The organism is Duganella sp. HH101, from assembly GCF_001758795.1.
Taxonomy (GTDB): Bacteria; Pseudomonadota; Gammaproteobacteria; order Burkholderiales; family Burkholderiaceae_D; genus Rugamonas; species Rugamonas rivuli.
Genome location: NZ_LRON01000021.1, coordinates 99,464 through 126,052 on the forward strand (window position 1 = coordinate 99,464; position 26,589 = coordinate 126,052).

Annotated in this window: 25 protein-coding genes; 14 read left to right on the forward strand and 11 right to left on the reverse strand. The window is 64.2% G+C overall.

The features are described 5' to 3' along the window. Window positions 1–276 carry a DUF6587 family protein gene (locus tag DUGA2_RS26010; RefSeq protein WP_070272316.1) on the forward strand — a complete coding sequence of 92 codons (276 nt, stop codon included), beginning with the start codon at window positions 1–3 and terminating at the stop codon, window positions 274–276. On the opposite strand, the gene DUGA2_RS26015 is transcribed toward DUGA2_RS26010, so the two are convergent. Beyond that, entirely contained in the window at window positions 277–684 is a 408-nt protein-coding gene (locus tag DUGA2_RS26015; RefSeq protein WP_070272317.1) for a GNAT family N-acetyltransferase, read from the reverse strand. It lies immediately after the preceding gene. Window positions 685–690: 6 nt separating this feature from the next. Then, window positions 691–2,301, reverse strand: coding sequence for an FMN-binding glutamate synthase family protein (locus tag DUGA2_RS26020; RefSeq protein WP_070272318.1), 1,611 nt, complete (start codon window positions 2,299–2,301; stop codon window positions 691–693). Between the two features lie 117 nt (window positions 2,302–2,418). On the opposite strand from DUGA2_RS26020, the gene DUGA2_RS26025 reads away from it, so the two are divergent. From DUGA2_RS26025 to DUGA2_RS26040, 4 genes are all read left to right on the forward strand, one after another. After that, window positions 2,419–3,090 (forward strand): glutathione S-transferase, encoded by a 672-nt coding sequence (locus DUGA2_RS26025; RefSeq protein ID WP_070272319.1) that lies wholly within the window; start codon window positions 2,419–2,421, stop codon window positions 3,088–3,090. Window positions 3,091–3,159: 69 nt separating this feature from the next. Then, window positions 3,160–3,594, forward strand: a complete 435-nt coding sequence (locus tag DUGA2_RS26030) for an Sbal_3080 family lipoprotein (protein ID WP_083296479.1) — start codon at window positions 3,160–3,162, stop codon at window positions 3,592–3,594. 58 nt (window positions 3,595–3,652) lie between these two features. Beyond that, a complete protein-coding gene (locus tag DUGA2_RS26035) occupies window positions 3,653–4,429 on the forward strand; it encodes a 5'-3' exonuclease H3TH domain-containing protein (protein ID WP_070272340.1) in 777 nt (258 codons plus the stop codon). Between the two features lie 30 nt (window positions 4,430–4,459). Next, window positions 4,460–4,903, forward strand: a complete 444-nt coding sequence (locus DUGA2_RS26040; RefSeq protein ID WP_070272320.1) for a response regulator — start codon at window positions 4,460–4,462, stop codon at window positions 4,901–4,903. A gap of 23 nt (window positions 4,904–4,926) precedes the next feature. Here the strand turns inward: DUGA2_RS26040 and mnmA are convergent, their stop codons facing one another. Both mnmA and DUGA2_RS34610 read right to left on the reverse strand, forming a co-directional pair. After that, the gene (gene mnmA, locus DUGA2_RS26045; protein ID WP_070272321.1) at window positions 4,927–6,033 is read right to left on the reverse strand and encodes a tRNA 2-thiouridine(34) synthase MnmA; all 1,107 of its coding nucleotides are present in this window, start codon (window positions 6,031–6,033) and stop codon (window positions 4,927–4,929) included. 14 nt (window positions 6,034–6,047) lie between these two features. After that, window positions 6,048–6,545 carry an NUDIX hydrolase gene (locus DUGA2_RS34610; protein ID WP_008452862.1) on the reverse strand — a complete coding sequence of 166 codons (498 nt, stop codon included), beginning with the start codon at window positions 6,543–6,545 and terminating at the stop codon, window positions 6,048–6,050. A gap of 305 nt (window positions 6,546–6,850) precedes the next feature. Between DUGA2_RS34610 and DUGA2_RS26055 the strand changes: the two genes are divergently transcribed. The 4 genes from DUGA2_RS26055 (at window position 6,851) to DUGA2_RS26070 (ending at window position 10,636) form a co-directional block, all read left to right on the forward strand. Further along, complete coding sequence (locus DUGA2_RS26055; RefSeq protein ID WP_070272322.1) at window positions 6,851–7,963, forward strand: Re/Si-specific NAD(P)(+) transhydrogenase subunit alpha; 1,113 nt, start codon at window positions 6,851–6,853, stop codon at window positions 7,961–7,963. A gap of 14 nt (window positions 7,964–7,977) precedes the next feature. Next, the gene (locus DUGA2_RS26060) at window positions 7,978–8,292 is read left to right on the forward strand and encodes a proton-translocating transhydrogenase family protein (protein WP_008452859.1); all 315 of its coding nucleotides are present in this window, start codon (window positions 7,978–7,980) and stop codon (window positions 8,290–8,292) included. Then, complete coding sequence (locus DUGA2_RS26065) at window positions 8,289–9,767, forward strand: NAD(P)(+) transhydrogenase (Re/Si-specific) subunit beta (protein ID WP_070272323.1); 1,479 nt, start codon at window positions 8,289–8,291, stop codon at window positions 9,765–9,767. Before DUGA2_RS26060 ends, DUGA2_RS26065 begins: the two co-directional genes overlap by 4 nt. A 104-nt stretch (window positions 9,768–9,871) precedes the next feature. Next, a complete protein-coding gene (locus DUGA2_RS26070; RefSeq protein ID WP_070272324.1) occupies window positions 9,872–10,636 on the forward strand; it encodes an SDR family oxidoreductase in 765 nt (254 codons plus the stop codon). 224 nt (window positions 10,637–10,860) lie between these two features. Here DUGA2_RS26070 and DUGA2_RS26075 read toward each other — a convergent pair whose 3' ends face one another. The 4 genes from DUGA2_RS26075 to DUGA2_RS26090 are packed head-to-tail and all read right to left on the reverse strand — an operon-like array spanning window position 10,861 to window position 15,137. Next, on the reverse strand, window positions 10,861–11,991 hold the full coding sequence (locus DUGA2_RS26075; protein WP_070272325.1) for a UbiH/UbiF/VisC/COQ6 family ubiquinone biosynthesis hydroxylase: 1,131 nt from the start codon (window positions 11,989–11,991) through the stop codon (window positions 10,861–10,863). Next, the gene (locus tag DUGA2_RS26080; RefSeq protein ID WP_070272326.1) at window positions 11,988–13,325 is read right to left on the reverse strand and encodes an aminopeptidase P N-terminal domain-containing protein; all 1,338 of its coding nucleotides are present in this window, start codon (window positions 13,323–13,325) and stop codon (window positions 11,988–11,990) included. The genes DUGA2_RS26075 and DUGA2_RS26080 overlap by 4 nt, the downstream gene beginning before the upstream one ends. Next, window positions 13,325–14,059, reverse strand: coding sequence for an N-acetylmuramate alpha-1-phosphate uridylyltransferase MurU (murU, locus tag DUGA2_RS26085; protein WP_070272327.1), 735 nt, complete (start codon window positions 14,057–14,059; stop codon window positions 13,325–13,327). The genes DUGA2_RS26080 and murU overlap by 1 nt, the downstream gene beginning before the upstream one ends. Window positions 14,060–14,069: 10 nt before the next feature. After that, on the reverse strand, window positions 14,070–15,137 hold the full coding sequence (locus DUGA2_RS26090) for an aminoglycoside phosphotransferase family protein (protein WP_070272328.1): 1,068 nt from the start codon (window positions 15,135–15,137) through the stop codon (window positions 14,070–14,072). Window positions 15,138–16,275: 1,138 nt separating this feature from the next. Here DUGA2_RS26090 and ltrA point away from each other — a divergent pair. From ltrA to rsmA, 5 genes are all read left to right on the forward strand, one after another. After that, window positions 16,276–17,976, forward strand: coding sequence for a group II intron reverse transcriptase/maturase (gene ltrA / locus DUGA2_RS26095; protein ID WP_070272329.1), 1,701 nt, complete (start codon window positions 16,276–16,278; stop codon window positions 17,974–17,976). Window positions 17,977–18,119: 143 nt separating this feature from the next. Next, window positions 18,120–20,381, forward strand: a complete 2,262-nt coding sequence (locus tag DUGA2_RS26100) for an LPS-assembly protein LptD (RefSeq protein WP_070272330.1) — start codon at window positions 18,120–18,122, stop codon at window positions 20,379–20,381. A gap of 99 nt (window positions 20,382–20,480) precedes the next feature. Further along, window positions 20,481–21,923: a peptidylprolyl isomerase gene (locus tag DUGA2_RS26105; RefSeq protein WP_229214775.1), complete on the forward strand. Its 1,443-nt coding sequence runs from the start codon at window positions 20,481–20,483 to the stop codon at window positions 21,921–21,923. An 18-nt stretch (window positions 21,924–21,941) separates the two neighbouring features. Beyond that, a complete protein-coding gene (gene pdxA / locus DUGA2_RS26110) occupies window positions 21,942–23,069 on the forward strand; it encodes a 4-hydroxythreonine-4-phosphate dehydrogenase PdxA (protein WP_070272332.1) in 1,128 nt (375 codons plus the stop codon). Further along, window positions 23,066–23,842, forward strand: coding sequence for a 16S rRNA (adenine(1518)-N(6)/adenine(1519)-N(6))-dimethyltransferase RsmA (rsmA, locus tag DUGA2_RS26115; RefSeq protein WP_070272333.1), 777 nt, complete (start codon window positions 23,066–23,068; stop codon window positions 23,840–23,842). The genes pdxA and rsmA overlap by 4 nt, the downstream gene beginning before the upstream one ends. A gap of 198 nt (window positions 23,843–24,040) precedes the next feature. Here rsmA and DUGA2_RS26120 read toward each other — a convergent pair whose 3' ends face one another. The 3 genes from DUGA2_RS26120 to DUGA2_RS26130 all read right to left on the reverse strand — a co-directional run. Continuing rightward, the gene (locus tag DUGA2_RS26120; protein ID WP_070272334.1) at window positions 24,041–24,685 is read right to left on the reverse strand and encodes a hypothetical protein; all 645 of its coding nucleotides are present in this window, start codon (window positions 24,683–24,685) and stop codon (window positions 24,041–24,043) included. Between the two features lie 58 nt (window positions 24,686–24,743). Further along, window positions 24,744–25,370 carry a hypothetical protein gene (locus tag DUGA2_RS26125; protein ID WP_070272335.1) on the reverse strand — a complete coding sequence of 209 codons (627 nt, stop codon included), beginning with the start codon at window positions 25,368–25,370 and terminating at the stop codon, window positions 24,744–24,746. A 142-nt stretch (window positions 25,371–25,512) separates the two neighbouring features. Continuing rightward, on the reverse strand, window positions 25,513–26,589 hold a 1,077-nt coding region (locus tag DUGA2_RS26130; protein ID WP_070272336.1), incomplete at its 5' end, for a metallophosphoesterase.

Sequence of the window (26,589 nt, forward strand, 5' to 3'; positions counted from 1 at the left end):
ATGTGGCAGCAAGTGATCGTGGCGTTGATCGTGGTGGCGGCGCTGGTGCATTTCTGCACCAAGTACCTGCCGGCGGCCTTGCGCAAGCAGATCGTCTACCTGCTGTCGCGGCGCGGCTTCGACCAGAATAAACTGGCTAAACTGTTTAACACGAAATCGAGCTGCGGCGACGGCTGCGCCAGCTGCGGCTCCTGCGAGACCACGCCGTCCGCACCGTCCGGCGCATCCGGCTCCGCGCCGCTCAAGCGCGTCATCATACTGCGCGCGCAGCGCTGATCAGGCCACGTAGGCCATGCCTATCGAGGCCGGCGCGGTCGGCGCGAAGCCGTATTGCGCATACAGTTCGTTGGCCTTGCCGTCGGCGATCAGGCTGACGTAGCCGCCGGGCGGCACTTCGCGGTCGAGATAGGCCTTGATCTCCTTCATGATCGCCTTGCCCAGTCCCTGCCCCTGGTGTGCCTTCAGCACGCCGATATCCACCACCTGGTAAAAACAACCGCCGTCGCCGATCACGCGGCCCATGCCGACCGGCTCGCCGTCGCACAGCACCTGCACGGCAAACAGGCTGGCGGGCAGGCCGCGCGCCGCCGCTTCCGTGGATTTGGGACTGAGGCCGGCGCCGATGCGCAGCGCCTGGTAGGTGGCGATGGAGGGTGTGGCATGGACGATGGTATAGCGTGTCATGGTCTGTCAGCACAGTGGGTTGAACGATTCGGCCTGCGCCATCGGCCAGTACAGGCCGAACACCGGCGGCAGGCGCGCCAGCTGGCTGGGGTCGAGCAGCTCGCCCGGCTCCAGGTAGGGCAGTAGCGCCGACGCCAGCTTGACCTGGTTGGGCGAGATGCGCCGCACCAGGTGGTGCGCCTTCAGCTGCGACGGGTGCGTCAGGCCGGCGGCGGCGATCAGCTGGGCCAGCGCCTTCAGGGTGTTCTCGTGGAAGTTGGCGACGCGCCGGGTCTTGTCCGGCACCATCAGCGCGCGCTGGCGGGTCGGGTCCTGGGTGGCGACGCCGGTCGGGCAGCGGTCGGTGTGGCAGCTCTGCGACTGGATGCAGCCCAGCGCGAACATGAAGCCGCGCGCGGAGTTGCACCAGTCGGCGCCCAGCGCCAGGATGCGGGCGATGTCGAAGGCGGTGATGATCTTGCCGGAGGCGCCGATCTTGATCTTGTCGCGCAGGTTGGCCCCCACCAGCGTGTTATGCACCAGCAGCAGCGCTTCCTGCAGCGGCGTGCCGACGTGGTCGGTGAACTCGACCGGCGCGGCGCCGGTGCCGCCCTCGCCGCCGTCGACCACGATGAAGTCGGGCGTGATGCCGGTGGCCAGCATGGCCTTGACGATGCCGAAGAATTCCCACGGGTGGCCGATGGCCAGCTTGAAGCCGGTCGGCTTGCCGCCGGAGAGCGTGCGCAGGCGGTCGATGAAGGCCAGCATCTCCAGCGGCGTGCCGAAGGCCGAGTGCCTGGACGGCGAGATGCAGTCTTGGCCCTGCGGCACGCCGCGCGTGGTGGCGATTTCTATCGTCACCTTGGCGCCGGGCAGTACGCCGCCGTGGCCCGGCTTGGCGCCCTGCGACATCTTCAGTTCGATCATCTTCACTTGCGGCGAGGTGGCGTTGGCGACGAAGTTCGCTTCCGAGAACGTGCCGTCGGCGTTGCGGCAGCCGAAGTAGCCGGAGCCGATCTCCCACACCAGGTCGCCGCCGTTCTGGCGGTGGTAGGGGCTGATGCTGCCTTCGCCGGTGTCGTGCATGAAGCCGCCGGCCTTGGCGCCGCCGTTCAGCGCCAGGATGGCGTGCGAGGACAGCGCGCCAAAGCTCATCGCCGAGATATTGAACACGCTCGCCGAGTAGGGCTGGGCGCGCCGGCAGTCGGGGTGGTTGCCGATCTCGATGCGGAAGTCGTGGTGCTGTTCGGGCGCGGGGCTGATCGAGTGGTTGATCCATTCGTAGCCGGGGGCGTAGACGTCGAGCTGGGTGCCGAAGGGGCGCTTGTCGGTGTCCATCTTGGCGCGCTGGTAGACGATGCTGCGCTGGTTGCGCGAGAACGGTTCGGCGACGGTGTCGTCTTCCAGGAAGTACTGGCGGATCTCCGGGCGTATCGATTCGAAGAAGAAGCGGAAGTGCGCCAGGATGGGGTAGTTGCGGCGCAGCGCGCGCTTGGTCTGCAGCAGGTCGGTGATGCCGACCACGGTGAGGGCGGCGGCGGTCAGCGGTATCCACCACGGCGCGCCCAGGGCCAGCGACGCGGCCAGCGCGACGACGGCGGCGTTGAAGACGAGGTAGCGCGGGGAAAACAGGTTCATGAAGGCTCCGGTTGGCGGCTGCTGGTGAGGGCAGTGTACTGCCGGCACGCAAGATTGCCAACAATGCTAAGCTAGCGGCGTTGCGGCGCACGGCCGTTCTTTTCCGGGAAGCTCACCATGATTGTTGTCCACCATCTGAATAATTCGCGCTCGCAGCGCGTGCTCTGGCTGCTGGAGGAGTTGGGCCTGGAATACGAGATCGTGCGCTACCAGCGCGACAAGAAGACCATGCTGGCGCCGCCGGAGCTGCGCGCCATCCACCCGCTGGGCAAGTCGCCGGTGATCAGCGATGGCGATATCGTGGTGGCGGAGTCGGGGGCGATCGTCGAGTATCTGGTCGAGACTTATGGCCAGGGCCGGCTGGCGCCGCCGGCCGGCACGGCGGATCGCCGCCGCTGGACCTACTTCCTGCACTATGCGGAAGGTTCGGCGATGGCGCCGTTGTTGATGAAGCTGATCTTCGACCGGGTCGAGACCAGCCCGGCGCCGTTCTTCGTCAAGCCGATCGCGCGCGGCATCGCGCAAAAGGTCAAGAGCAGCTACATCCAGCCGCAGATCGAGGCCCACCTCGATTACCTGGAGGCGGAGCTGGGCAAGACGCCGTGGTTCGCCGGCGCCGAGTTCAGCGCGGCCGATATCCAGATGAGCTTTCCGCTGGAGGCGGCCGCCGCGCGCGGCGGGCTGGACGAGCGCCGTCCTAACCTGACGGCCTTCCTCAAACGCATCCACAGCCGCCCGGCCTTCCAGCGCGCGCTGGAGCGCGGCGGCCCGTACGAATTGTTGAAATAAAATAAATTTCTCAATAGCATGCTGCGGGGCATATGATGTCGAATCATAAACCCCATTTCAGGATGCCCCATGTTCATGCGCCTTGCCTTGCCAGCACTGGTTGTCACCTTGTTCACCGGTTGCGCGATCAACCAGACCGTCAAGCCGGTCGAGCGCTTCGCCGACCACCAAGTGTGCATCATCGAGAATCCGGCGGTCAAGACCGGGTTCATGGTGTCATACAAGCAGGCGCTGGAGGCCAAGGGCTATGTGGCGCGGCAGATGCCGTCCAACGCCTCCATCGTCGACTGCGCGATCACGTCGACGTATGTGGCCAACTGGCGCTGGGACCTGGCGCTTTACATGACCTATGCCGACATCAAGGTTTATAACGGCGGCAAGCCGATCGGCGAAGCCGTCTACGATGCCAAGGGCGCCGGCATGAACACCGCCAAGTTCATCGACGCCGACAAGAAAATCCGCGAACTGGTCGACCAGTTGTTCCCGGGCGGCGCAGGCCAATAGGGAAGCGCGGCGCGCTCGGGTAAAATGATGGATTGAACAAGCCCGGAAGATGTTGAACATGGGTAGACTCCTTGCCATCGACGGCCTCAATATCGTGCGCCGCGTCTACGAAGCCAGCCCCGAACCCGATAGTCCTGAAAAGGCCGAGATCGCGCTGCGCCACGCGCTGTCCTCGTTCCGCAAACTGCTCAACGACCATGAGCCGACCCACGTGCTGCCGGCCTTCGACTTCGGCGGCCCCACCTGGCGCCATGATTTGTACGCCGGCTACCGCGAGGCCCGCGCGCCGATGCCGTCGCCGCTGCGCGATGCGCTGCCGGCCTTCTACGACAAGCTGCGCGGCGTCGGCCTGCATGTGGTGTCGCTGCCGGAAGTGGAGGCGGACGACGTGATCGGCACCGTGGTGCTGCGCTGGCTGGCCGACGGCCGCGGCGAGGCCACCATCGCCTCCACCGACAAGGATTTGCACGGCCTGATCGCGCAGGGCGCCCGCGTGTGGGACCACTTCAAGGGCGAATGGCACGACCACGCCTGGGTCGAGCAGAAATGGGGCGTGCCCCCGGAGCAGCTGCCGGACCTGCTGGCGCTGATGGGCGACGCCACCGATTCCATCCCCGGCGTGTCCAAGGTCGGCGTCAAGAAGGCGGCCAAACTGTTGCGTACTTACGGCACTCTGGATGCGATCATGGCCGGGGCCGGCATTCTGAAGGATACGCTGGGCGAAACTCTACGAAAAGAACGCGAAATGCTGTATCTTTCGAAACAATTGGTGCAATTAAAAACGGACGTGCGGGTCGGCGTGACCTGGAACATGCTGGCTTGGGACAAGAACTAAGCGCACGCCCACTAAGACAAGGTTTGCAAGATGTTAAAAGCGGTCATTATCGACGGCAGCGCGATCGCGCGCGGCCTGCTCAACACGGTCCTGCTCGATGGCGGCTATGACGTGGTGGGCCAGACCCACACCTGCGCCAGCGGCCTGGCGCTGCTGCTCAAGCACAATCCCCATATCGTTTGCATCGCCCGCGAGCAGATCGAGAACGGCGAAGAGGTGGTGCGGGAGATCAAGACCAACTGGCCGAAGGCGCTGATCTTCATGGTCTCCAGCGAATTCGATGCGGCCACCATCCAGGCCGCGCATGCGATGGGCGTGAACGGCTTTATCGTCAAGCCGTTCAAGGCCGACACCGTGCTCAATACGATACGCAATACGGTGATCGCCATGGTCAAGCGCCAGCGCGCGGCGCTGGCCAAGGACGCCGGCGCGGACGCGCCGGAAGGCGATGGCGGCGAGCCCGCCGCCGAGTAGTCAGGCCGGCTAGGCGGGGAACATCAGGCGGCGAAGGTCGAGCTGTCGATGATGCCGCCGCCGAGGCAGACGTCGCCGTCGTACAGCACGGCCGACTGGCCCGGCGTGACCGCCCACTGGGCATCCATGAACTTCAACGCGAAATCGGAATCGCCTTCCGGGGCGATCTCGCACGCCACGTCGGCCTGGCGGTAGCGGGTCTTGGCCGACATCGCGCGCGGCGACGGCGCCTCGCCGGCGATCCAGCTGGCCTGGTCGGCGCGCAAGGTCGACGACAGCAGCCATGGATGGTCGTGGCCCTGCACGATGTACAGCGTGTTCTCGGCCACGTCCTTGCGCGCCACATACCAGGCGTCGCTGCTGCCGTCCGGGTTCTTGTACGCCTTCATGCCGCCCACGCCTATGCCCTTGCGCTGGCCCAGCGTGTAGAAGCTCAGGCCCACGTGCTCGCCGACCACCTTGCCGTCCGGCGTCTTCATCGGCCCCGGCTTGTACGACAGGTAGCGGTTGAGGAATTCGCGGAACGGGCGCTCGCCGATGAAGCAGATGCCGGTCGAATCCTTCTTGGCGGCGTTGGGCAGTTGCAGCTTCTCGGCGATCTGGCGCACTTCGGTCTTCGGGATCTCGCCCAGCGGGAACAGGGTCTTGGACAACTGCGCCTGGTTCAGGCGGTGCAGGAAGTAGCTCTGGTCCTTGGTGTGGTCGACGGCCTTGAGCAGTTCGTGGCGCTCGCCGTTCTGGCGCACGCGCGCGTAGTGGCCGGTGGCGATCAAATCGGCGCCCAGGTGCATGGCGTGGTCGAGGAAGGCCTTGAACTTGATCTCGGCGTTGCACAGCACGTCCGGGTTGGGCGTGCGGCCGGCCTGGTATTCGCGCAGGAAGTCGGCGAACACGCGGTCCTTGTATTCGCTGGCGAAGTTGACGGCTTCGATGTCGACGCCGATGACGTCGGCCACGCTGGCGGCGTCGATCCAGTCCTGGCGCGTCGAGCAGTATTCGGAATCGTCGTCGTCTTCCCAGTTCTTCATGAACAGGCCGACCACGTCGTAGCCCTGTTCCTTGAGCATCCACGCCGCGACCGAGGAATCGACCCCGCCTGACATACCGATCACGACTTTTTTCTTGCTCATCTTACTTTCCTGCCTTATCCATTCGCGGTGCTCACCGCTTCCTTGTACACCGAGGTGTGGGTTTGTATCAGTTCCAGCGGGGCGCGGCGCCCGGCCAGGTATTCGTCCACGCATTGCAGCACCGTCGGGCTGCGGTGACGGTCGGCGCAGGCGGCCAGTTCGTCGCGCGTCAACCACATGGTGCGCAGGATGCCTTCGTCCAGCGGACGGTCATGCTGGGCGCCCGGCACGCCGCAGAAGGTGAAGCGCAGATACGTCACTTCCTCGCCGGTGCGGTTGGAGGTGTAGCGCGACATATACATGCCCACCAGCGCGGTCGGCGTGAAGTCGTAGGCGGTTTCCTCCAGCGTTTCGCGGATGACGGCCTGCTCCAGCGATTCGTGCGGGTCGAGATGACCGGCCGGCTGGTTGATGCGGATGCCATCGCTGGTTTCTTCTTCGATCAGCAAAAATTTGCCATCTTTTTCGACAATGGCGGCAACAGTAACAGAGGGTTTCCAGATACGCGGCATGAGTCATCCTTGAAAGAGCCGACATTTTAGCCTGTTCCGGGCGTTTGGTTTGAACCCGCCTGCACGGAAATATGGGTTCGTATTGAAATATCGCAAGGTTTGTCTCCTTAATCCATGTTGGAGTGGCTGCCGTGTGCGAAATTAGCTGTTTTAACGGCAATTCATTACAAATAGTAATAAATGATGTGATGAAAGCGCTATTTATTGATAAATAGATATTAAGTATCATGAAGCCATCGACGGGCGTTGCTGCCCATGCATTCCGTGTTAGATTCTAGTCAGTTTATTAATCATTTGGAGGCACCATGAGGATAGGCATACCGGCCGAAACGCGGCCGGGGGAAACCCGGGTAGCGGCAACGCCCGAGACAGTCAAGAAGCTCGCAGCCAAGCATCAAGTGATCGTGCAGGCCGGCGCGGGCGTGGCGGCATCGGTGACGGACGAGGCTTACGCCGCGGCCGGCGCACAGATCGTCGGCGCGGCGGAAGCCTTCGCGGCGCAGGTGGTGCTGAAGGTGCGGGCGCCGAATGCGGAAGAGCGGGCGCTGATCCCGGCCGGCACGGTGGTGATCGGCATGCTCAATCCCTTCGATGCCGACAACAACGCGGCGATGGCGGCGGCCGGGTTGCAAGCCTTCGCGCTGGAGGCGGTGCCGCGCATCACGCGCGCGCAGTCGATGGACGTGCTGTCGTCGCAGGCCAACATCGCCGGCTACAAGGCCGTGATGGTGGCGGCCAATACCTATCAACGATTCATGCCGATGCTGATGACCGCGGCCGGCACCGTCAAGGCGGCGCGGGTGCTGATCATGGGCGTGGGCGTGGCGGGCTTGCAGGCGATTGCGACGGCCAAGCGGCTGGGCGCGGTGATCGAGGCGTCCGACGTGCGGCCTCCCGTCAAGGAGCAGGTGGAGTCGCTGGGCGCCAAGTTCATCGACGTGCCTTTCCTGACCGACGAGGAGAAGGAAATCGCCAAGGGCGTGGGCGGCTATGCGCGGCCGATGCCGGCGGACTGGATGCGCCGCCAGGCGGAGCTGGTGCACGAGCGCGCCAAGCTGGCCGACATCATCATCACCACCGCGCTGATCCCGGGCCGTCCGGCGCCGGTGCTGATTTCCGAAGAGACGGTGAAGGCGATGAAACCGGGTTCGGTGATCGTCGACCTGGCCGTGTCGCAGGGCGGCAACTGCCCGCTGTCGGAGCTCAACAAGACCGTGGTGCGGCATGGCGTGCACATCGTCGGCGAGCCGGATCTGGCGACGCTGGTGGCGGCCGATGCGTCGGCGCTGTATGCGCGCAACGTGCTGGACTTCCTCAAGCTGATCATCGACAAGGAAGACCAGCTGGCGATCGACCGCGAAGATGAAATCATCAAGGCCACGCTGCTGTGCAGCGGCGGCGAGCTGCTTAGAAAATAACAGGGGAAAGAATAATGGAAGTCAGCCACACCATCATCAATCTGATCATTTTTGTGCTCGCCATCTACGTCGGCTACCACGTGGTCTGGACCGTGACGCCTGCGCTGCATACGCCGCTGATGGCCGTCACCAACGCCGTCTCGGCCATCATCATCGTCGGCGCCATGCTGGCCGCCTCGCTGACCGAGGGTTTGATCGGCCAGGTCGCCGGCACCGTCGCGGTGGCGCTGGCCGCCGTCAATGTGTTCGGCGGATTCCTGGTGACGCAGCGCATGCTGGAGATGTTCAAGAAAAAAGAACCTAAAGCGAAAAAGGGAGATCACGCATGAATTTCATCTCCATGAACCTGGTGACGATGATGTACCTGATCGCATCGGTGTGCTTTATCCAGGCGTTGAAAGGCCTGTCGTCGCCGTCCACGGCGCGCACCGGCAATGCGTTCGGCATGTCGGGCATGGCGATTGCCGCCGTCACGACGATCGCGCTGATCCTGAAGCTGAAGGCGGAAGCCACGGCGGCGGCAGTGGCGGGGACGTCCGGCGGCATGGGCCTGGGCCTGGTGGCGCTGGGCGTGATCGTCGGCGGCGGCATCGGCGCGGTGCTGGCCAAGAAGGTCGAGATGACCAAGATGCCTGAGCTGGTCGCGGCGATGCACTCGCTGATCGGCCTGGCCGCCGTGTGTATCGCGGTGGCGGCGGTGTCGGAGCCGCATGCATTCGGCATCGCGGCGGTGGGCGAGGCGCTGCCGTTCGGTAATCGCATCGAGCTGTTCATCGGTACCTTCGTTGGCGCGATCACGTTCTCCGGTTCGGTGATCGCGTTCGGCAAGCTGTCGGGCAAGTACAAGTTCCGCCTGTTCCAGGGCGCGCCGGTGAGCTTCGCCGGCCAGCACATGCTGAACCTGATCCTGGCCATCGTCATGGTGGGCCTGGGCCTGGTGTTCTGCTTCGCCGGCGGCACCGAGCCGGCGTGGACGCCGTTCCTCATCATGACCGCGATCGCCTTCGTGCTGGGCGTGCTGATCATCATCCCTATCGGCGGCGCCGACATGCCGGTGGTGGTGTCGATGCTGAACTCGTATTCGGGTTGGGCGGCGGCGGGCATCGGCTTCTCGCTGAATAACTCGATGCTGATCATCGCCGGTTCGCTGGTCGGTTCGTCCGGCGCGATCCTGTCGTACATCATGTGCAAGGCGATGAACCGTTCCTTCTTCAACGTGATCCTGGGCGGCTTCGGCGGCGCGCCGGCGGAGGCGGGTGCCGGCGGTTCGAAGGAGCAGCGTCCGGTCAAATCCGGTTCGGCCGACGATGCCTCGTTCATCATGGCCAACGCGGAAAGCGTGATCATCGTGCCGGGCTACGGCCTGGCCGTGGCGCGCGCGCAGCACTCGCTGAAGGAGCTGGTCGAGAAGCTGACGCACAAGGGCGTGACCGTGAAGTATGCGATCCACCCGGTGGCGGGCCGCATGCCGGGCCACATGAACGTGCTGCTGGCGGAGGCCGAGGTGCCGTACGACCAGGTGTTCGAGATGGAGGATATCAATGGCGAATTCGGCCAGACCGACGTGGTGCTGATTTTGGGCGCCAACGACGTGGTCAACCCCGCCGCCAAGGATCCGAAATCGCCGATCGCCGGCATGCCGATTCTGGAGGCGTACAAGGCCAAGAGCATCATCGTCAACAAGCGTTCGATGGCTTCCGGCTATGCGGGTCTGGACAATGAGCTGTTCTACCAGGCCAACACGATGATGGTGTTCGGCGATGCGAAGAAGGTCATCGAGGACATGGTCAAGGCTGTAGAGTAAAGTTGATTCACAATTTGTGAATGGTTCATGGTCTTTTGGCCGATTGATGGTGAGGTTGATGAAGCCTACGATGGCTACATCAACCCACCTCAAGGAGTCTCACCATGAACCGCTTACAAAACAAAGTCGCTATCGTTACCGGCGCAAGCTCCGGCATCGGCCGTGCCACCGCCAAACTGTTTGCCGCTGAAGGCGCGAAGCTTGTCGTCGCTGCGCGCCGTCAGGCCGAGCTCGATACGCTGGTGGCGGAAATCGCCGCCGATGGCGGCAAGGCTGTCGCGCTGGCCGGCGATGTCACTTCCGAATCGTTCAATGCGCAACTGGTCGCCACTGCCGTCGAGGCTTTCGGCCGGCTCGATATCGCCTACAACAACGCCGGCACGCTGGGCGAAATGGGCGAGACCACCGGTGTGTCGGAGCAGGGCTGGAACGAGACCATCGCCGCCAACCTGACCAGCGCCTTCCTCGGCGCCAAGCATCAAATCCCTGAAATGATCAAGCATGGCGGCGGTTCGGTGATTTTCACGTCGACCTTCGTCGGCTACAGCTTCGCCTTCCCGGGCGTGGCGGCTTATGCGGCCAGCAAGGCGGGCCTGATCGGCCTGACCCAGGCGCTGGCTTCGGAATACGGCCCGCAAGGCGTGCGCGTGAACTCGGTGCTGCCGGGCGCGGTCGATACGGCGATGTATCGCGATATGAACAATACGCCGGAGTCGGCTTCCTTCGTCACCAATCTGCATGCGCTGAAACGCGTGGCGCAGCCGGAGGAACTGGCGCGCTCGGTGCTGTATCTGGCGTCGGACGACTCGTCCTTCGTCACCGGCACGGCGTCGCTGGTCGATGGCGGCGCTTCGATCACGCGTACCTGAGCGTAGACCGGCGCAGCGTATATGTATGGGGTGGCGCTGCACGACCCTTGGCAGAACCTCCCTATTTTCGCTCTCTATTTCCTTCTATTTTTCTTGGTTCTTTTCTGATTTTCGACCTTTGCGAATTAGAGAGGGAAATAGAGAAAACGAATGGGGAAGAGAGAGCGGAAATAGTGACGTTCGGCCAAGGGCCGTGCAGCGCGCGCCCCGTGTGTATTCTCAGGTCAACGGCGGCCGTACATCATCAGCTCGGCCAGCACGCTGCGGGCGGGGGCGACCATGTCGATGGCGGCCAATGACAGGCCCAGCAGCGCTTGCGCCGGCGAGTCGTTGGCGAAGATGCGGGCCATGGTGTCGGTCAGGCGCACGGTGGTGTGGCGGTCCTGGCGGCGCAGTTCTGTGAATTGCGCCAGCATCGCCGGCGTCGCGCCTTGCGCCAGCAGGCGCGCCAGCACGGCGACGTCGCGCAGGCCGAGGTTCAGGCCTTGCCCCGCCACCGGGTGCAGCGTCTGCGCCGCGTTGCCGATGGCGACCGTGCGCGCGGTGCTGCGCGGATCGGCGTTCAATCCCAATGGGAAGGCCAGCCGTGGCGAGGCGTGCGTGAAACTGCCGACGCGCTCCCCGAACGCCGCGCCCAATTCGGCGAGGAAGGCATCATCGTCCAGCGCCTGCAGGCGCGCGGCGGTATCGGGCCGCACGCACCAGACCAGCGAGTATTCTTCGCCTTGCGGCAGCAGGGCCAGCGGGCCTTGTTCGGTAAAGCGTTCGTAGGCGCGATGCGCCAGCGGGCGGCTGCTGCGCACCTGCGCGATGATCGCGGTTTGCTGGTAGTCGCGGTGCTGGGCCTTGCTTTCCTGATCGCTGAACAAACCGCCTTCGGCCTGCACGACGATGGCGGCCGTGGCGGAATCCGCGCCGGCGATGGAGAGCGCGACCGCATCCGCGCTTTCGTCGATGGCTTCAACGCGGGCGGGGCGCAGCGTGGCGATGCCGGCGCGCGCGCAAACCGCGCCCAACGCCGTCACCAGATCGCCGTAGCGCAGCACGTAGCCCAGCGCCGGCAGCTTGTGTTCGTCGCGGTCGATCAGGCTGCGGCCGAACTGCCCGCGACGCGATACGTGGATCTGGTGGATCGCCGTGGCGGCCACCGGCCATGCGCCGATTTCCTCAAGTATCTGGCGGCTGCCCCAGGACAGCGCGATCGAGCGCGGGTCCTTGCTGGCTTGCTCCAGCGTCTTGGCGTCGATCAGGGCGATGCGTTGTGCGGGCGTGCCGCGTTTGGCCAGCAGCGCGGCCAGCGCCATGCCGGCCGGTCCCGCGCCGCAGATGGCGACATCGAAAGTGGAATCTGTCATTGCTGTTGCATCAGTTGTTCTATGTCGGCGACCGTCTTCGGCGCGGCGGCGCTCAGTATGGTGTGGCCGTCCGGCGTCACCAGCACATCGTCCTCGATGCGGATGCCGGTGTTCCAGTATGCCTCGGGAACGCCGTCGGCCGGGCGCACGTAGATGCCCGGTTCCACCGTCAGCGCCATGCCCGGCTGCAGCGCGCGCGAGGGCTTGCCTTCGGCCGCCGTGTCGCGGTACTGGCCGACGTCGTGCACGTCCATGCCGATCCAGTGGCCGGTGCCGTGCATGTAGAACTGCAGGTAGCTTTTGTTGGCGACGATGTCGGCGAGGCTGCCATGCGCGTTCTGGTTCAGCAGGCCCAGGTCCAGCATGCCCTGCGCCAGCACCTGCACCGCCGCCTCGTGCGCGCCGGCATACGGCAGGCCGGGCGCGATCGCCTTCAATGCCGCCGATTGTGCGGCCAGCACCAGTTCATACAGGCGCTTTTGCGGCGCGCTGAAGCGGCCATTGACCGGATAGGTGCGGGTGATGTCGGAGGCATAGCCATCGAGTTCGCAGCCGGCGTCGATCAGTATCAGTTCGCCGTCGCGGCTTTGCGCGTTGTTGGCGCTGTAGTGCAGCACGCAGGCGTTGGCGCCCGCCGCGACGATGGAGTTGTAGGCCGGCGCCTGCGCGCCATTGCGGCGGAACTCGTACAGCAGCTCCGCTTCGATTTCGTATTCGTACATGCCGGGCTTGGACGCCCGCATGGCCCGCGCATGCGCGTGCGAGGAAATGGTGGCGGCGCGCAGCATGGTGGCCTGTTCGGCGTCGTCCTTGAACAGGCGCATTTCGTCGAGCAGCGGCAGCAGGTCGACCGCGCTGGCCGGCGCGCTGACGCCGGTGCGCGCCATGCGCCGCACGCTGGCCAGCCACAGCTTGACCTGCGCGTCCAGTGCGCTGCCCAAGGCGTAGTACAGGGCCGGCGCGTCGGCCAGCAGCTTGACGATCTCGGTGTCGAGATCCTCGATGGCATGGGCGGCGTCGAAGCCGAAGGCGGCGCGCGCGCCGTCCGGGCCGTGGCGGAAGCCTTCCCAGATTTCGCGTTCGACGTTCTTCTGCCGGCAGAACAGGATGGCGCGCGCCGGCGCATCGCCGCGCGCGGCCACCAGCACCAGCGTGCTTTCCGGTTCGGCGAAACCGGTCAGGTAGTAGAAGTAGCTGTCGTGGCGGTACAGGTATTCGCTGTCGCTGTTGCGCGTGACTTCGGGCGCGGTCGGCAGCACGGCCACGGCGCCGGGCGGCATGTGCGCCAACAGGCGCGCGCGGCGGGCGGCGTAGGACTGTAGCCCGGCCGACATCACTGCACGCCCTTGGCCGCCGCCAGGCGCGAGGCCGGCGGCGCGTTGAGCAGGTCGAGCTGCTGTACGGTGCCCAGGTTGTGCCACTCGCCCTGGTAGACCTCGCCGCCGACCTGCTGCTTGTCGGCGTAGGCGCGGATCAGCGGGCCGAGCTTGGCGTATTCGCCGGGCGCGATGCCGTCGAACATTTCAGGCCGGTAGACGCCGACGTTGCCGAAGGTCCATTTGGGCGAGCCTTCGTTGCTCAGCGTGTACATCGTCAGGCCGAAGTCGCCCTCGGGATGGAAGTCCGGATTCGGCACCAGGTACAGCCAGCAGATGTCGCGCTGGTCCGCCGGGTAGGGATTGCCCCACATGTCCTTGTCGTGCAACACGTCCTTGACCTGTTCGAAGTCGAAGTAGGGCATGTAGATGTCGCCGGACACGGCGACGAACGGTTCCTCGCCCAGCAGGTGGCGGGCGGTGGCGATGCCGCCGGCCGTCTCCAGCGCTGCGTCCTCGCGCGAGTACATCAGTTTGGCGCCGAACTGGCTGCCGTCGCCCAGCGCCGCCTCGATCTGGTCCCCCAGGTGGGCGGTGTTGATGACGATCTCGGTGATGCCGGCCCGCACCAGGTTGAGGATGTGCCAGACGATCAGCGGCCGGCCGCGCACTTTGAGCAGCGGCTTGGGCGTGGTGTCGGTCAGCGGGCGCATCCGTTCGCCGCGTCCGGCGGCGAAGATCATGGCTTTCATGCGCGCCGCCTCAGAAGGTGTAGCCGACTTGCGGCTGCTTGTCTTCCAGCTGGTCGAGCAGGCGCACCAGCGGCCGCAGGTCCTTGTAGCGGCCGGCCGTCTTGCGCACGTAGTCCATCACGGTCGGCAGGTCGTTCAGGTACTGGGCCTTGCCGTCGCGGTAGTTCAGGCGGCAGAACAGGCCGAGGATCTTCAGGTGGCGCTGCAGGCCGGCGTACTCGAAGTCGTGGTAGAAGCCGTCGATGTCCTGGTTGACCGGCAGGCCGACCGACTTGGCGTGCTGCCAGTAGCGGATCGCCCAGTCCAGCACCAGTTCCTCGTCCCACTGCACGTAGGCGTCGCGCAGCAGCGAGGCCAGGTCGTAGGTCATCGGGCCGTACAGCGCGTCCTGGAAGTCCAGCACGCCGGGGTTGCCGGCGTCCATCCACATCAGGTTGCGCGAGTGGAAATCGCGGTGCACATACACCTGCTGCTGGGCCGTGACGTTGGCCAGGATGGCCTCGAACACGGCTTGCAGCTCGGCGCTCTGCTTGTCGGTCAGCGTGGCTTTCAGGTGCTGGCCGATGTACCACTCGGGGAACAAGTTCATTTCGCGCAGCATGAAGGCGCGGTCGTACTCGGGCAGCACGCCCGGCTGGCTGGTCAGCTGGAACTTGACCAGCGCCTCCAGCGCCTCGGCGTACATGGTCGAGGCGTTGTCGTGGTCCAGCACCTGCAGGTAGGTGGTCACGCCCAGGTCGGACATCAGCAGGAAGCCGCGTTCGTAGTCGGTGGCGACGATGCGCGGCACGCTGACGCCGGCATGTGTGAGCATTTCGTCAAGCTTGACATAGGCCAGCACGTTCTCGCGCTCGGGCGGCGCGTCCATGACGACCAGCGTCGCGCCCAGCGCGGCTTGTTGATCGGGCAATACATCGACGCGGAAATAGCGGCGGAAGCTGGCGTCGGCCGAGGCCGGGCGCGCGCTGGCGACGTCGACCACGCCCAGCGTGGCCAGCCAGGCGGTCAGCTGCTCCAGGCGCAGGTCGGGCTGCGCCGCGGAAGATGTATCGGAAGTTAAATTCTGTAATAAAGACATTAAGCGGGCCCGGGAAACCGGTGTTGGGTGAAGATTCCCATATAATAAGGGATTCAGTGCGACACGTAGTCGCTAAATAGCTGCCGTCGAGGTAGCATGTTCAAGCAATATACCTACAAAAATGCGCTAAGTCCTTGAATTTCGAAGGATGTTAGCGTGGGCTGTATAACTCCGTCCATCGGAATCCTTACAGTCTATCTTCAATTCCCACCCATTCAATTTCGTCCGACAACGTCTATGCACAGGTTTTCCTGTCGCTTACACGTCTACACGTCGAAATATTGGCCCAAAAAGCCAATGGGTGTTGCTATTTTGCGACGACACGAAAAGAACTTTCGTTGAATCTGGGTGACTCGTTCGCGAGTCATCATGGCAAGCCAGAAATGGCGTTGAAGTCATCGAGCTGGAACTATTGTTACGAACGGGGCGCAAGCTCTGAGATGTCTTGTCGTACCCTGAATATCAGGTGCTACGACCGGGCGTACGACCACCCGTCACCTATTCGAACATGCGTCACTGGCAACGGTGGGGTGTGAAGCTTCGAAGACAATGTACCCCCGTGTAGCTACGGCATCCCGCTTATGCGAATGATCGGGATGGAGACTGCCAGCAGCAAGGCGGTTCAGGGGCTAGGTGAGTGCTGCAAGGGTAATGTAATGTGAACTGCCGTTTGAACCCTCGTAAATATTGATGGGCCTAAGCTGCTGCAAGGCCTTAACCAAACGGTGCCGTGGTAGGACATTCTTGTTGAATCTGGGAATGCGTCGTCATTACAACCACCGGGGGATAGGCAGACCCTAAACAGTCAAGCGCAATGCAAGATCTGCGTTGGCATCTCAGGGAACGTGGTAAGCCTGATTCTCTGCCCTGGGCTCGGCATCTTCGAGCCACAAGGCAGGCGAACCGCAAGGGGAGCTGTTGGAGGAGCAGGTATGGGAGGATGGAAAAAGCGAATGCCAGGCTGTAACGGCTTGGATAGGGATTCAAGATTTGTCCCGCCGCGAAAGCGGGCAGACTTCCATCTGGTGAAATAGTCGTCAAACGGCTGTATAGACAATCAATCGCCCCGAAGGGATGTACACGATCCCTTCGGGGAAAGTTGCGTCCTCGGAAAGGCTTTCACTTACGAGGTTCAGCAATGAGAGTAATTGAACAACAGTTCGATTCTGCGTCCTCGCGCGTACCGACCGAATGGAGCGCCATCAATTGGCGCAAAGTTCAGAGGAACGTGAGGGTCATGCAGCATCGTCTAGCGAAGGCAACGTCGGAAGGCAACTGGCGCAGGGTGAAATCTTTGCAAAGGTGGCTGACCCACTCGTTTTGCGCCAAAGCATTGGCCGTAAAACGAGTGACAGAAAATCAAGGAAGGCGCACCGCAGGAGTGGACCGGCAACTTTGGGAAACTCCGCAACATAAGCATGCGGCAATAGCGAACCTCGAAAAATCCCGGTATCGACCCCTGCCATTAAGGAGGGTCAATATCCCCAAGCCGAATGGGAAGTTACGCCCCTTGGGCATACCCACCATGCGAGACAGGGCCATGCAGGCGCTTCATCTGCTGGCACTCGATCCGGTCTTGGAGACGGTTAGCGACCAGAACTCTTACGGGTTCAGGAAAAGTCGCTCAACCGCCGACGCAATGTCTCAAATCTTCATCAGGTTGTCCCGCAAGGGTTCGGCCGAATGGGTGTTAGACGCGGACATTGAAGGGTTTTTCGATAACATCAACCACGACTGGATGATTGACAACATCCACATGGATAAGTTGATCTTAAGGAAATGGTTGAAATCCGGAGTAGTGGATGGTAAGCAATTGCAAGCAACCACAGCCGGAACGCCGCAGGGAGGTATCATCAGTCCTGCGTTGGCAAATTGGACATTAAATGGTCTTGAGGCTGACCTCATAGCGCATCTTGATGCGAAATGGGGTGTGGCTAAAGCCAAGAAACTCAAAGTCGGCGTAATACGATATGCGGATGATTTCGTCATCACCGGGGCTTCACAAGAGCTGCTGGCGAACGAGATTCAACCTTGGGTAGAGGAATTCCTTGCCTTGAGGGGGCTACGCTTAGCAAAGGCCAAAACCAAAATCGTACACATCGACGACGGGTTTGATTTCCTGGGGTGGAATTTCCGGAAGTACTCGGGGACGCTGCTCATCAAGCCGAGTAAGAAGAATGTGAAAGCATTTTATGAAAAGCTCAGGGCCGCCATTAGTGACAATCTCGGTGCAACGCAGGAGAACATGATACGCCTGCTTAATCCGATGCTACGTGGGTGGGCGCAATATCACTCCCCTGTAGTTGCCAAACAAGCGTTCTCTCGCATGGAGTCGTTGATTTTCTGGCGGCTTATGCGGTGGGCAAAACGCCGGCACCCAACCAAGCGCGCGGATTGGATACGCAAGAAATATTGGCGCTCAATCGGCAATAGGAACTGGGTGTTTGCATGCGAAGTTGCAATAGAGCAAGGCGGTAAGGCAATCATGGACCTGTACTCGCTCGCGAGCACAGCCATTGAGCGGCACACGAAAATCAAAGGGGCGTTTAACCCCTATGATCCGGCTTGGGAAATGTACGGCGAGGTATTGCGGAAGGAGCGCATGATAAAAAACATGCGTTACCGGAAGGAATGGATCACCCTCTATGTGGAACAGCGCGGTAAGTGTGCGTCATGCGGTAATGAGATGGACTTTGACACCGGATGGCACGATCACCATATAGAATATCGTATGGTAGGCGGGTCCGATGCCCTGGGAAATCGAGTATTATTGCACCCTAATTGCCACTCGCAGGTGCACCAACGTGGGTTGAAAGTAACGAAGCCGGTTCCTGTTTAGGAACTTTTATTTAGCTCGAGCCGTGTGCGGTGAAAGTCGCACGCACGGTTCCTAGGGGGGAGGATTCCAGTAATGGAGTCTTCCTACCCTCCAATCAAAAAATCGCCTGTCATGGTGTTTCATCCCTTCTTTTCATGAGTCGCATGCGCTGGCTTCCGGCCCCCCCCACCACCACGCAACGCTGGGCGTTTGCCCTGACTGCCATCGCCGCCGTGACGGCAGTGCCGACCCACGCCCAGAGTTTGCCGCCGAAGGCGCGCGCGCCGCGGGTGGAGGACAAGAACGCCGTCACCACCATCCAGGCCGAGGACATCAGCGGCCGCCCCGAGCGTGAAATCACGCTGGAGCGGGACGCCGAGCTGCTCAAGGACAAGACCCGCGTCAAGGCCGATACCGCCTGCTACCGCCAGGTCGAGGACGAGGTCGAGGCCAAGGGCAACGTCAAGATCTGGCGCTTCGGCGACTATTTCACCGGCGACGAGCTCAAGCTGAACATGGACAGCGGCCAGGGCTATATGCTCAATCCGACCTACCGGCTGGAGGCCAACCACGCCCAGGGCAAGGCCGAGCGCATCAACTTCATCAACGAAGACGAGGCGGTGGTGGTCAACGGCACCTACAGCACCTGCCAGGGGCCGACGCCGGACTGGTACCTGCGCTCGAACACCTTGAACCTCGATTCCGGCCGCGACGTCGGCACCGCCGGCAAGACCATCATTTATTTCAAGGACGTGCCCATCCTCGGCACGCCGGCGCTGTCGTTCTCGCTGTCGGGCGCGCGCCGCTCCGGCTGGCTGTCGCCGATGCCGGGCTTCGGCTCCAAGGGCGCGGCCGAGCTGACCGTGCCGTACTACTTCAACATCGCGCCCAACCGCGATGTGACGGTATATCCGAAGATTATCCCGCGGCGCGGCTTCCAGCTGGGCGCCAACGGCCGCTACCTGGGCGAGACCGACGGCGGCCTGTATCAGGGCGAGACCTACGTCGAGTACCTGCCGCACGACAAGCAATACGTGCCGACCACGCCGGGCGGCTCGACCGACCGCTGGACCATCAAGTCCAGCCACGCGCAGGAATTGTCCAAGGACTGGTCGTACGGCTGGAGCATCCGCGCCGCCTCGGACAACAACTATCCTAACGATTTCTCCAAGACTGTGTCGAGCTCGACCGAGCGCCAGCTGCTGCGCGAGCTGCGCACCGACTACCACGGCGACTTCTGGACGCTGACCGCGCGCGTGCAGAAATACCAGGTGCTGCAAGACCCGGAATCGCTGGTCGACAAGTCGCTGTTCGTGTCGCGCCCCTATGACCGCCTGCCGGCGATCAACTTCCACGCCGCCCAGTACGACGTGGCCGGCGGCTTCGACTGGGCCGTCGACAGCGAGCTGACCCGCTTCTACCACCCGACCCTGATCAACGGCACGCGCCTGGTGGCGATCCCGCAGCTGAGCTACCCGATCGTCGGCCCCAGCTACTTCATCACGCCCAAGGTGATGGTCAACCTGGGCAGCTACCAGCTCGACAGCTTCGGCACGCAAAAGTCGGACAACCTGTCGCGCGCGGTGCCGACGTTCTCGCTGGACTCGGGCCTGGTGTTCGAGCGCGACACCAAGCTCGGCGGCAAGGATGTCACGCAGACGCTGGAGCCGCGCCTGTTCTACGTCAACACCCCGTACCGCGACCAGAGCCAGTTCCCGACCTTCGACACCGACGCCGCCACCTTCAACTTCAGCCAGATCTTCAGCGAAAACCGCTTCGTCGGCTCGGACCGCATCGGCGACGCCAACCAGCTGACGGCGGCGCTGGTGTCGCGCTTCCTGGACGCGGCCGGCGCCGAGACGCTGCGCCTGGCGTTCGGCCAGCGCTTTTATTTCCGCGACCAGCGCGTGCAGCTGGCGTCGACGACGCCGGTGGTCGACTCGCGCTCGGACATGCTGCTGGCCGCGACCGGCCGCATCTCCGACACCTGGGGCTTCGACAGCGCCGTGCAGTACAGCCCCAGCCAGCGCCGCGTGGTGTCGGAAAGCTATACCGCGCAATGGATGCCGGGCCAGAAGAAGGTGCTCAACCTGGGCTACCGCTACCTGCGCGGCAGCTTCAAGAACCTGGAAGTGTCGAGCCAGTGGCCGATCTTCCAGCGCTGGTACGGCGTCGGCCGGGTCAGCTACTCGATGCAGGACAAGAAGATCCTGGAAAGCCTGGTCGGGCTGGAATACAACGCCGACTGCTGGGTGTTCCGCATGGGCGCGCAGCGCTTCGTGACCACCTCGACCAAGGCGTCGACGCCGATCTTCTTCCAGCTGGAGTTGAACGGCCTGTCGCACCTGGGCGTGGGCAGCCCGCTGGAGGCGATGAAGAACAGCATCCCCGGTTATCAGCGTTTGAACGAGGGCTACGGCCGCTAAAGCAAGCCACACCGGCGTCCGCCGCCGCCGTACCAGGGCAGCGGGCGCTTTTTGATTTTTTACACCTGACTCATGAGCGTTCTTAAGATGAAGTTCGAAATGAAAATTCTGGCCGTCCTGCTGTGCACCACCGCCCTCGGCGGCTGCAGCCTGTTTTCGAAGAAGCCTGCTCCGGCCCCGGCCGCCGTTGCCGCCGCGCCGGCGCCTGCCGCCAGCGCCGCACTGAACACCACGCCCGCCGGCGCCGCCAAGTCCGACGGCAAGGGCTTCCTGCCGCCCGGCGAATCGGGCAATGTGGCGATCGATTCCATCGTGGTGGTGGTCAACGACGACGTCATCACCCAGCGCGAGCTGAGCAACCGCATCAAGAGCGTGACCGCCCGCATGAAGGCGCAGAACGTGCAGATGCCGGACCCGGCCGACCTGCGCCGCCAGCTGCTCGAGCGCATGATCGTCGAACGCGCCCAGCTGCAGATGGCCAAGGAAATGGGCGTGCGGGTCGACGACCAGCAGCTCGACCGCGCCATCGGCCGCATCGCCGAAGCGCAGAAGCTGACCGTGCAGGACTTGCGCAACCAGATGGAAAAGGATGGCACGCCGTACGCCGCCTTCCGCGAAGACATCCGCGAAGAAATCATCATGCAGCGCCTGCGCGAGCACGAGGTCGACGCCAAGATCCAGATCTCCGAAGCCGAGGTCGAGAGCTTCCTGGCCGCCGAGAAGGCCGCCGCCGCCGAGCAGTTCGAGATCAACATCTCGCAGATCATGGTGCGCATCCCCGACAACGCCACCGCCGAAGTGATCGCCCAGCGCCGCGCGCGCGCCGAGGAAGTGATGCGCCAGCTGCGCACCGGCGCCGACTTCGCCAAGATGGCCGCCACCTATTCGGACGCCAGCGACGCCCTGCAGGGCGGCGTGGTCGGCTGGCGCCAGCCCGAGCGCCTGCCGCCGGTGTTCGCCGAAGCGCTGACCAAGCTCAAGCCTGGCCAGGTGACGCCGATCATCAAGAGCGTGGGCGCGTTCCACATCCTGAAGGCGGTCGACCGCCGCAGCCTGGCCGAGGCGCAAGCCGTGGCCGCCGTGCAGCAGACCCACGCCCGCCACATCCTGATCAAGGTGACGCCGACCATGAGCGCGGCCGACGCCAAGCGCAAGCTGGCCGAGCTGAAGGAACGCCTGGACAACAACGCCGCCAAGTTCGAGGACCTGGCGCGCCTGGTCTCCAACGACGGCTCGGCCTCCAAGGGCGGCGACCTGGGCTGGCTGGCGCCGGGCGACGTCACGCCGGAATTCGAGGCGGCGATGAACAACCTGAAGATCGGCGAAGTGAGCCAGCCGGTGGAAACGAGCTTCGGCCTGCACCTGATCGAAGTGCTGGAGCGTAAGAGCGACGACGTCTCGAAAGAGCGCGAGCGCAACAACGCGCGCCAGGCCATCCGCGAGCGCAAGGTCGAGGAAGCGGCGGAAAGCTGGCAGCGCGAAGTGCGCGACCGCGCCTACGTCGAGTTCCGCACCGAAGACGGCGCCGCCGCCGCCAAGTAATCATCAAGGGGACCACGCGTGAGCGCCACTTTACACACCGGGCGCAGCGCGCTGCGTCCCGTCCACCGCGCCGGCCGCCCGGCCATCGCCGTCACCGTCGGCGAGCCGGCCGGCATCGGCCCGGAGATTGCGCTGCGCGCCGCCTGGGCCCGCCGCCATGAGGTCAATTGCGTGCTGCTGGGCGACGCCGCCTTCCTGGCCATGACGGCCAGCTACATCGATCCGGAGATCAAGGTGGCGGCGCTGTCGCTGCAGGCGCTGCGCAACGGCGGCCTGCCGCGGTTCGGGCCGGAGCGCCTGTGCGTGATCGACATCCCGTTGGCGGCCCACGTCGTGCCGGGCAAGCTGGACAAGGAAAACGGCCGCAGCGTGCTGGCCACGCTGGACGCCGCCATCGAGGGCGTGCGGGCCGGCTGGTTCGAGGCGGTGGTGACGGCCCCGCTGCAGAAGAGCACCATCAACGACGCCGGCGTGCCGTTCTCCGGCCACACCGAATATTTCGCCGACCGCACCGGCACCGCGCAAGTGGTGATGCTGCTGGCCGGCCAGCCGCTGGCGCCGGCCGGGCAGCCGGCGCCGCCGCCGCTGCGGGTGGCGCTGGCCACCACCCACCTGGCGCTCAAGGATGTCGCCGCCGCGCTCAGCCAGGACGGCCTGGGGCGCACGCTCGACATCATCGCCCACGACCTGAAGACCAGGTTCGGCATCGCCGCCCCGCGCATCCTGCTGTGCGGCCTGAACCCGCACGCGGGCGAGGGCGGCTACCTGGGCCGCGAGGATATCGACGTCATCGCGCCGGCCATCGCGGCGGCGCGGGCGCGCGGCATCGATGCGCGCGGCCCGTATCCGGCCGACACGCTGTTCCAGCCCAAATACCTGCGCGACGCCGACTGCGTGCTGGCCATGTATCACGACCAGGGCTTGCCGGTGCTGAAGTACGCCACCTTCGGCCAGGGCGTCAACATCACGCTGGGCCTGCCGCTGATACGCACCTCGGTCGACCACGGCACCGCGCTGGACCTGGCGGCGCAAGGCCCGGGCCTGGCCGACTGCGGCAGCATGGAAGCCGCGATCGCCACCGCCGTGGCCATGGCCGACGCCGTGGCCGCCTCCTCCCCATCCTCCCAATCAGAAGAACCACTATGAAACACGTCGCCCGCAAACGCTTCGGCCAAAACTTTTTACACGATAAATACGTCCTCTCCAGCATCACCGAAGCGATCGCCCCGGCGCCGGACGACGCCATGGTCGAAATCGGCCCCGGCCTGGGCGCCATGACCGAACAGCTGATGCGCACGCTGAAGATGATGCATGTGGTCGAGCTGGACCGCGACCTGGTGGCGCGCCTGGAAAAGACCTACAACCCGGCCAAGCTGACCATCCACGCCGGCGACGCGCTGAAGTTCGACTTCGGCAGCATCCCGGTGCCGGCCGGCCAGAAGCTGCGCATCGTCGGCAACCTGCCGTACAACATCTCCAGCCCGCTGCTGTTCCACCTGGCGGATTTCGCGCCGCAGGTGCAGGACCAGCATTTCATGCTGCAAAAGGAGGTGGTGGAGCGCATGGTGGCCGAGCCGGGCAGCAAGACCTACGGCCGCCTGTCGGTGATGCTGCAGTGGCGCTATGACATGCAACTGCTGTTCGTGGTGCCGCCGGAAGCGTTCGACCCGCCGCCGAAGGTGGAGTCGGCCATCGTGCGCATGATCCCGGTGGCCAGGCCGCTGCCGTGCGACCGCGCCACGCTGGAGGCGGTGGTGCTGAAGGCCTTCTCGCAGCGCCGCAAGGTGATCCGCAACTGCCTGACCGGCATGTTCACCGAAGAGCAGATCGTCGCCGCCGGCATCAGGCCGACCGACCGTCCGGAAGCGGTGGGCCTGGCCGAGTACGTCGCGCTGGCCAACCTGCTCAAGCCGCAATAAGCGACAAGGCAAAAAAAAAGCCCGCTGGTGAAAGCGGGCTGAATCCAATTCCTTTGCAAGAAGTGGAGGAGACGAGTCAAGTATGCTGCGTCGCGGCATATAACGCAAGTTTATTTTTCGAATATCGAACATCACGATATCGCATAACTCTCCCCACTTCCGCCGCGCCGCGCAGGGCGCGCGGCGCCTTGCTCGTGATTACTTCGGTTTGCAGGTCAGCAACAGATTGCTGGCGTCGGCATCGTTGATCACGCCGGTGCCGCCGGTCAGGCTGCAGTTCAGGTCGGCCGGCTGCGACAGGATGGTGACGCCGTAGGCGATACCGTGCGGCACCTTGGTGTCGAACTGGAAGTTACCCTTGCCCAGCGCGGCGTCGAGGGCCGAGGCGCTCGATACCGATACCGTGCCGCCGGCGGAGCCATTGGTCAGCACCACGATGCGCGGCGTGGCGGCGGTGGTGGCGGTGGCGTCATTGTTGGGGAACAGGCCGATGAACTGGCCGCTGACGTTGTAAGTCTTCTGCTGGCACAGCACCTGCGCGGCGATCGACACCGTATGGCCGGCCGAGCCGGAGGCGCCCGCCACGACCTGGCAAGTCTGGTGGTCGGGATCGTGCTGGACGGTGATGTTGTACTCGGTACCGTAAGGAATTTGCCGTGGCATCGTGAACGACAAGGCGCCGGCTGGCACGTTCAGCGTGTCGCTGCCGTTGGCCAGCACCAGGCCGGGATTGCCCAGGCCGGAAATGGTGCCCTGCACAGCGAATTGGGCCTTGCCGCCGCAGGCGGACAGCGCGGCGGCCAGCATCAGCGCCGCAATGGCGCTCAAAGTCGAAAATTTCATCTATTACTCCAAAAAGAGGCGGGGGCGGCCGGCCATCGCGCGATGGCCGGCCCGGAAATTATTGGCAGATGACGATCACGCCGCGGAAGTCACCGGCGGGCATGGTGCCGACGCCGTTGCTGACCGTGCAAACCTGGGTCAGCGTGCTGCCCGGCGTCGTATCCTTGGGCTGCGACAGCACGGTCACGCCGTACGGCGAGCCGTCGCCGACCTTCTGGAATTCGAAGTTGACTGCGGCGCTGACGGTGGCCGGCGGCGGCTGCACGCTGACCAGATCGGCACCGTTGGCCAGCACCAGGCCCGGGAAGCGCAGTCCGCTCACGGCGCCGCCCAGCGTCCACGGATTGGTGGTGCATTTGAGGGTGATCGGGTAGGCGGTGTAGGCGTTGGCCTTGCCGACGTTGCTGCCGTTGACCGCCTCGCACTTGGCGCCGGTGGGCGGGGTGGAGATCTGCACATCATATTGCTCGTCGACCGCGATCAGCTTGGTGAAGCTGAAGCTGGTGCTGTTGGCGGGCACCGGCAGTTTTTCGCCGGTCTTGTTGTTGACCAGCACCAGGTCGGGCTTGGTCAGGCCGCTGATGGTGCCCGACAGCAGCAGGTTGCCATTGTTGCCGCCGCCGCAGGCGTTCAGCAGGGCGGCGCACAGCAGGGCGAGGCCCGGACGCAGATACGAACTTTTCATAAAATCTCTCTCCAAAACGAATAGGGGCCGGCAACACTCGGGTGCAGCATATTACACGGAATGGGCCGTATTTTAGTGCATTTGGTAACACCGGGCCGCTAAGCGATGTAACAGCTTGTGACACCTGCGGCGGCGCCGGCGCTCATTTGACCTGCGCCAGCGCGCAGCGCGAACGCTTGCCGTCGAGCTGGCAGGTGTTGCGCACCCGGCCCCGCAGATCGTGCACCTGCACCAGCCAGCGCTCGGCGCCCTGGCGCTCCATGGTCATGAAGCCGAAGCCGTCGACCCAGGAGCTGAACTGCTCGACCACCGCGCCCGGGGCCGGCGTCACGCCGTCCGGCAGGCGCTCGGGCAGCGGCACGATGTCCTCGGCGGTGCCGGAAAAGCCGGCGATGAACTGGCTGGGGTGGCCGCTGGCAAAGCTGACTTGCTGCCACAGGTGTACGTGGCCGGACAGCATCGCCTGTATGCCGGCCGGCAGCAGTTGCGGGTTGAGCGAGCCGAAGGCTTGCTGCAGGCCGGCGTCGCCCGGCAGCAGCACCACCGGACCGTCGCCCTTGCGGTCGGCGCCCATGCCCAGCAGCGGGTGGTGGTCGATGCCGATGTTGCGCGGCGCCTGCCGGGCCAGCGCCTCGACCTGGCGGTACAGCTCGCGGTACTTGTCATAACCGAGGTCGCCCGGCTTCAAGCCCTTCCAGGTGGTGTTGGCGGTGTCCATCACCAGCAGCTGGGTGTCCTGGCCGATGGGCACGGCGTAGGGCGCGCTGTAATTGCCGCTGGCGTCGTCGGCGGCGGCGTTGCAGTCGCGGCCGGGCAGCAGCGGGCGCGGATCGAGCAGGCGCCAGTAGCCCTGGCCGCCGCGCGCGCAATTTTCATGATTGCCGCGCGCCATGATCCACGGCGCCGCCTGCAGCAGCGCCGCGCCGGGCGCGAAGAAGTCGGCGTTCCAGGCGTCCCAGCCATAGCCCCAGGGGCTGCCGGCGCAACCGGCGTTGCCCTCGGGGCAGGCGTTTTCGCGGTAGTGGTAGTCGCCGACATGGATCACCAGCTCGGGCCGCCACGCGGCGGCGGCGGCCGCGATGGTGGCGAACGGATAGTCGGCTTCGTGCTTGCAGGCCTGGTAGCTGTTGCTGCTCTTTTGCAGGCGGCAGCCGGTGTCGCCGATGACGACGATGCGCTGCGGCGCGGCGGCCGGCAGCGGCAGCGTCCGTCCCAGCAC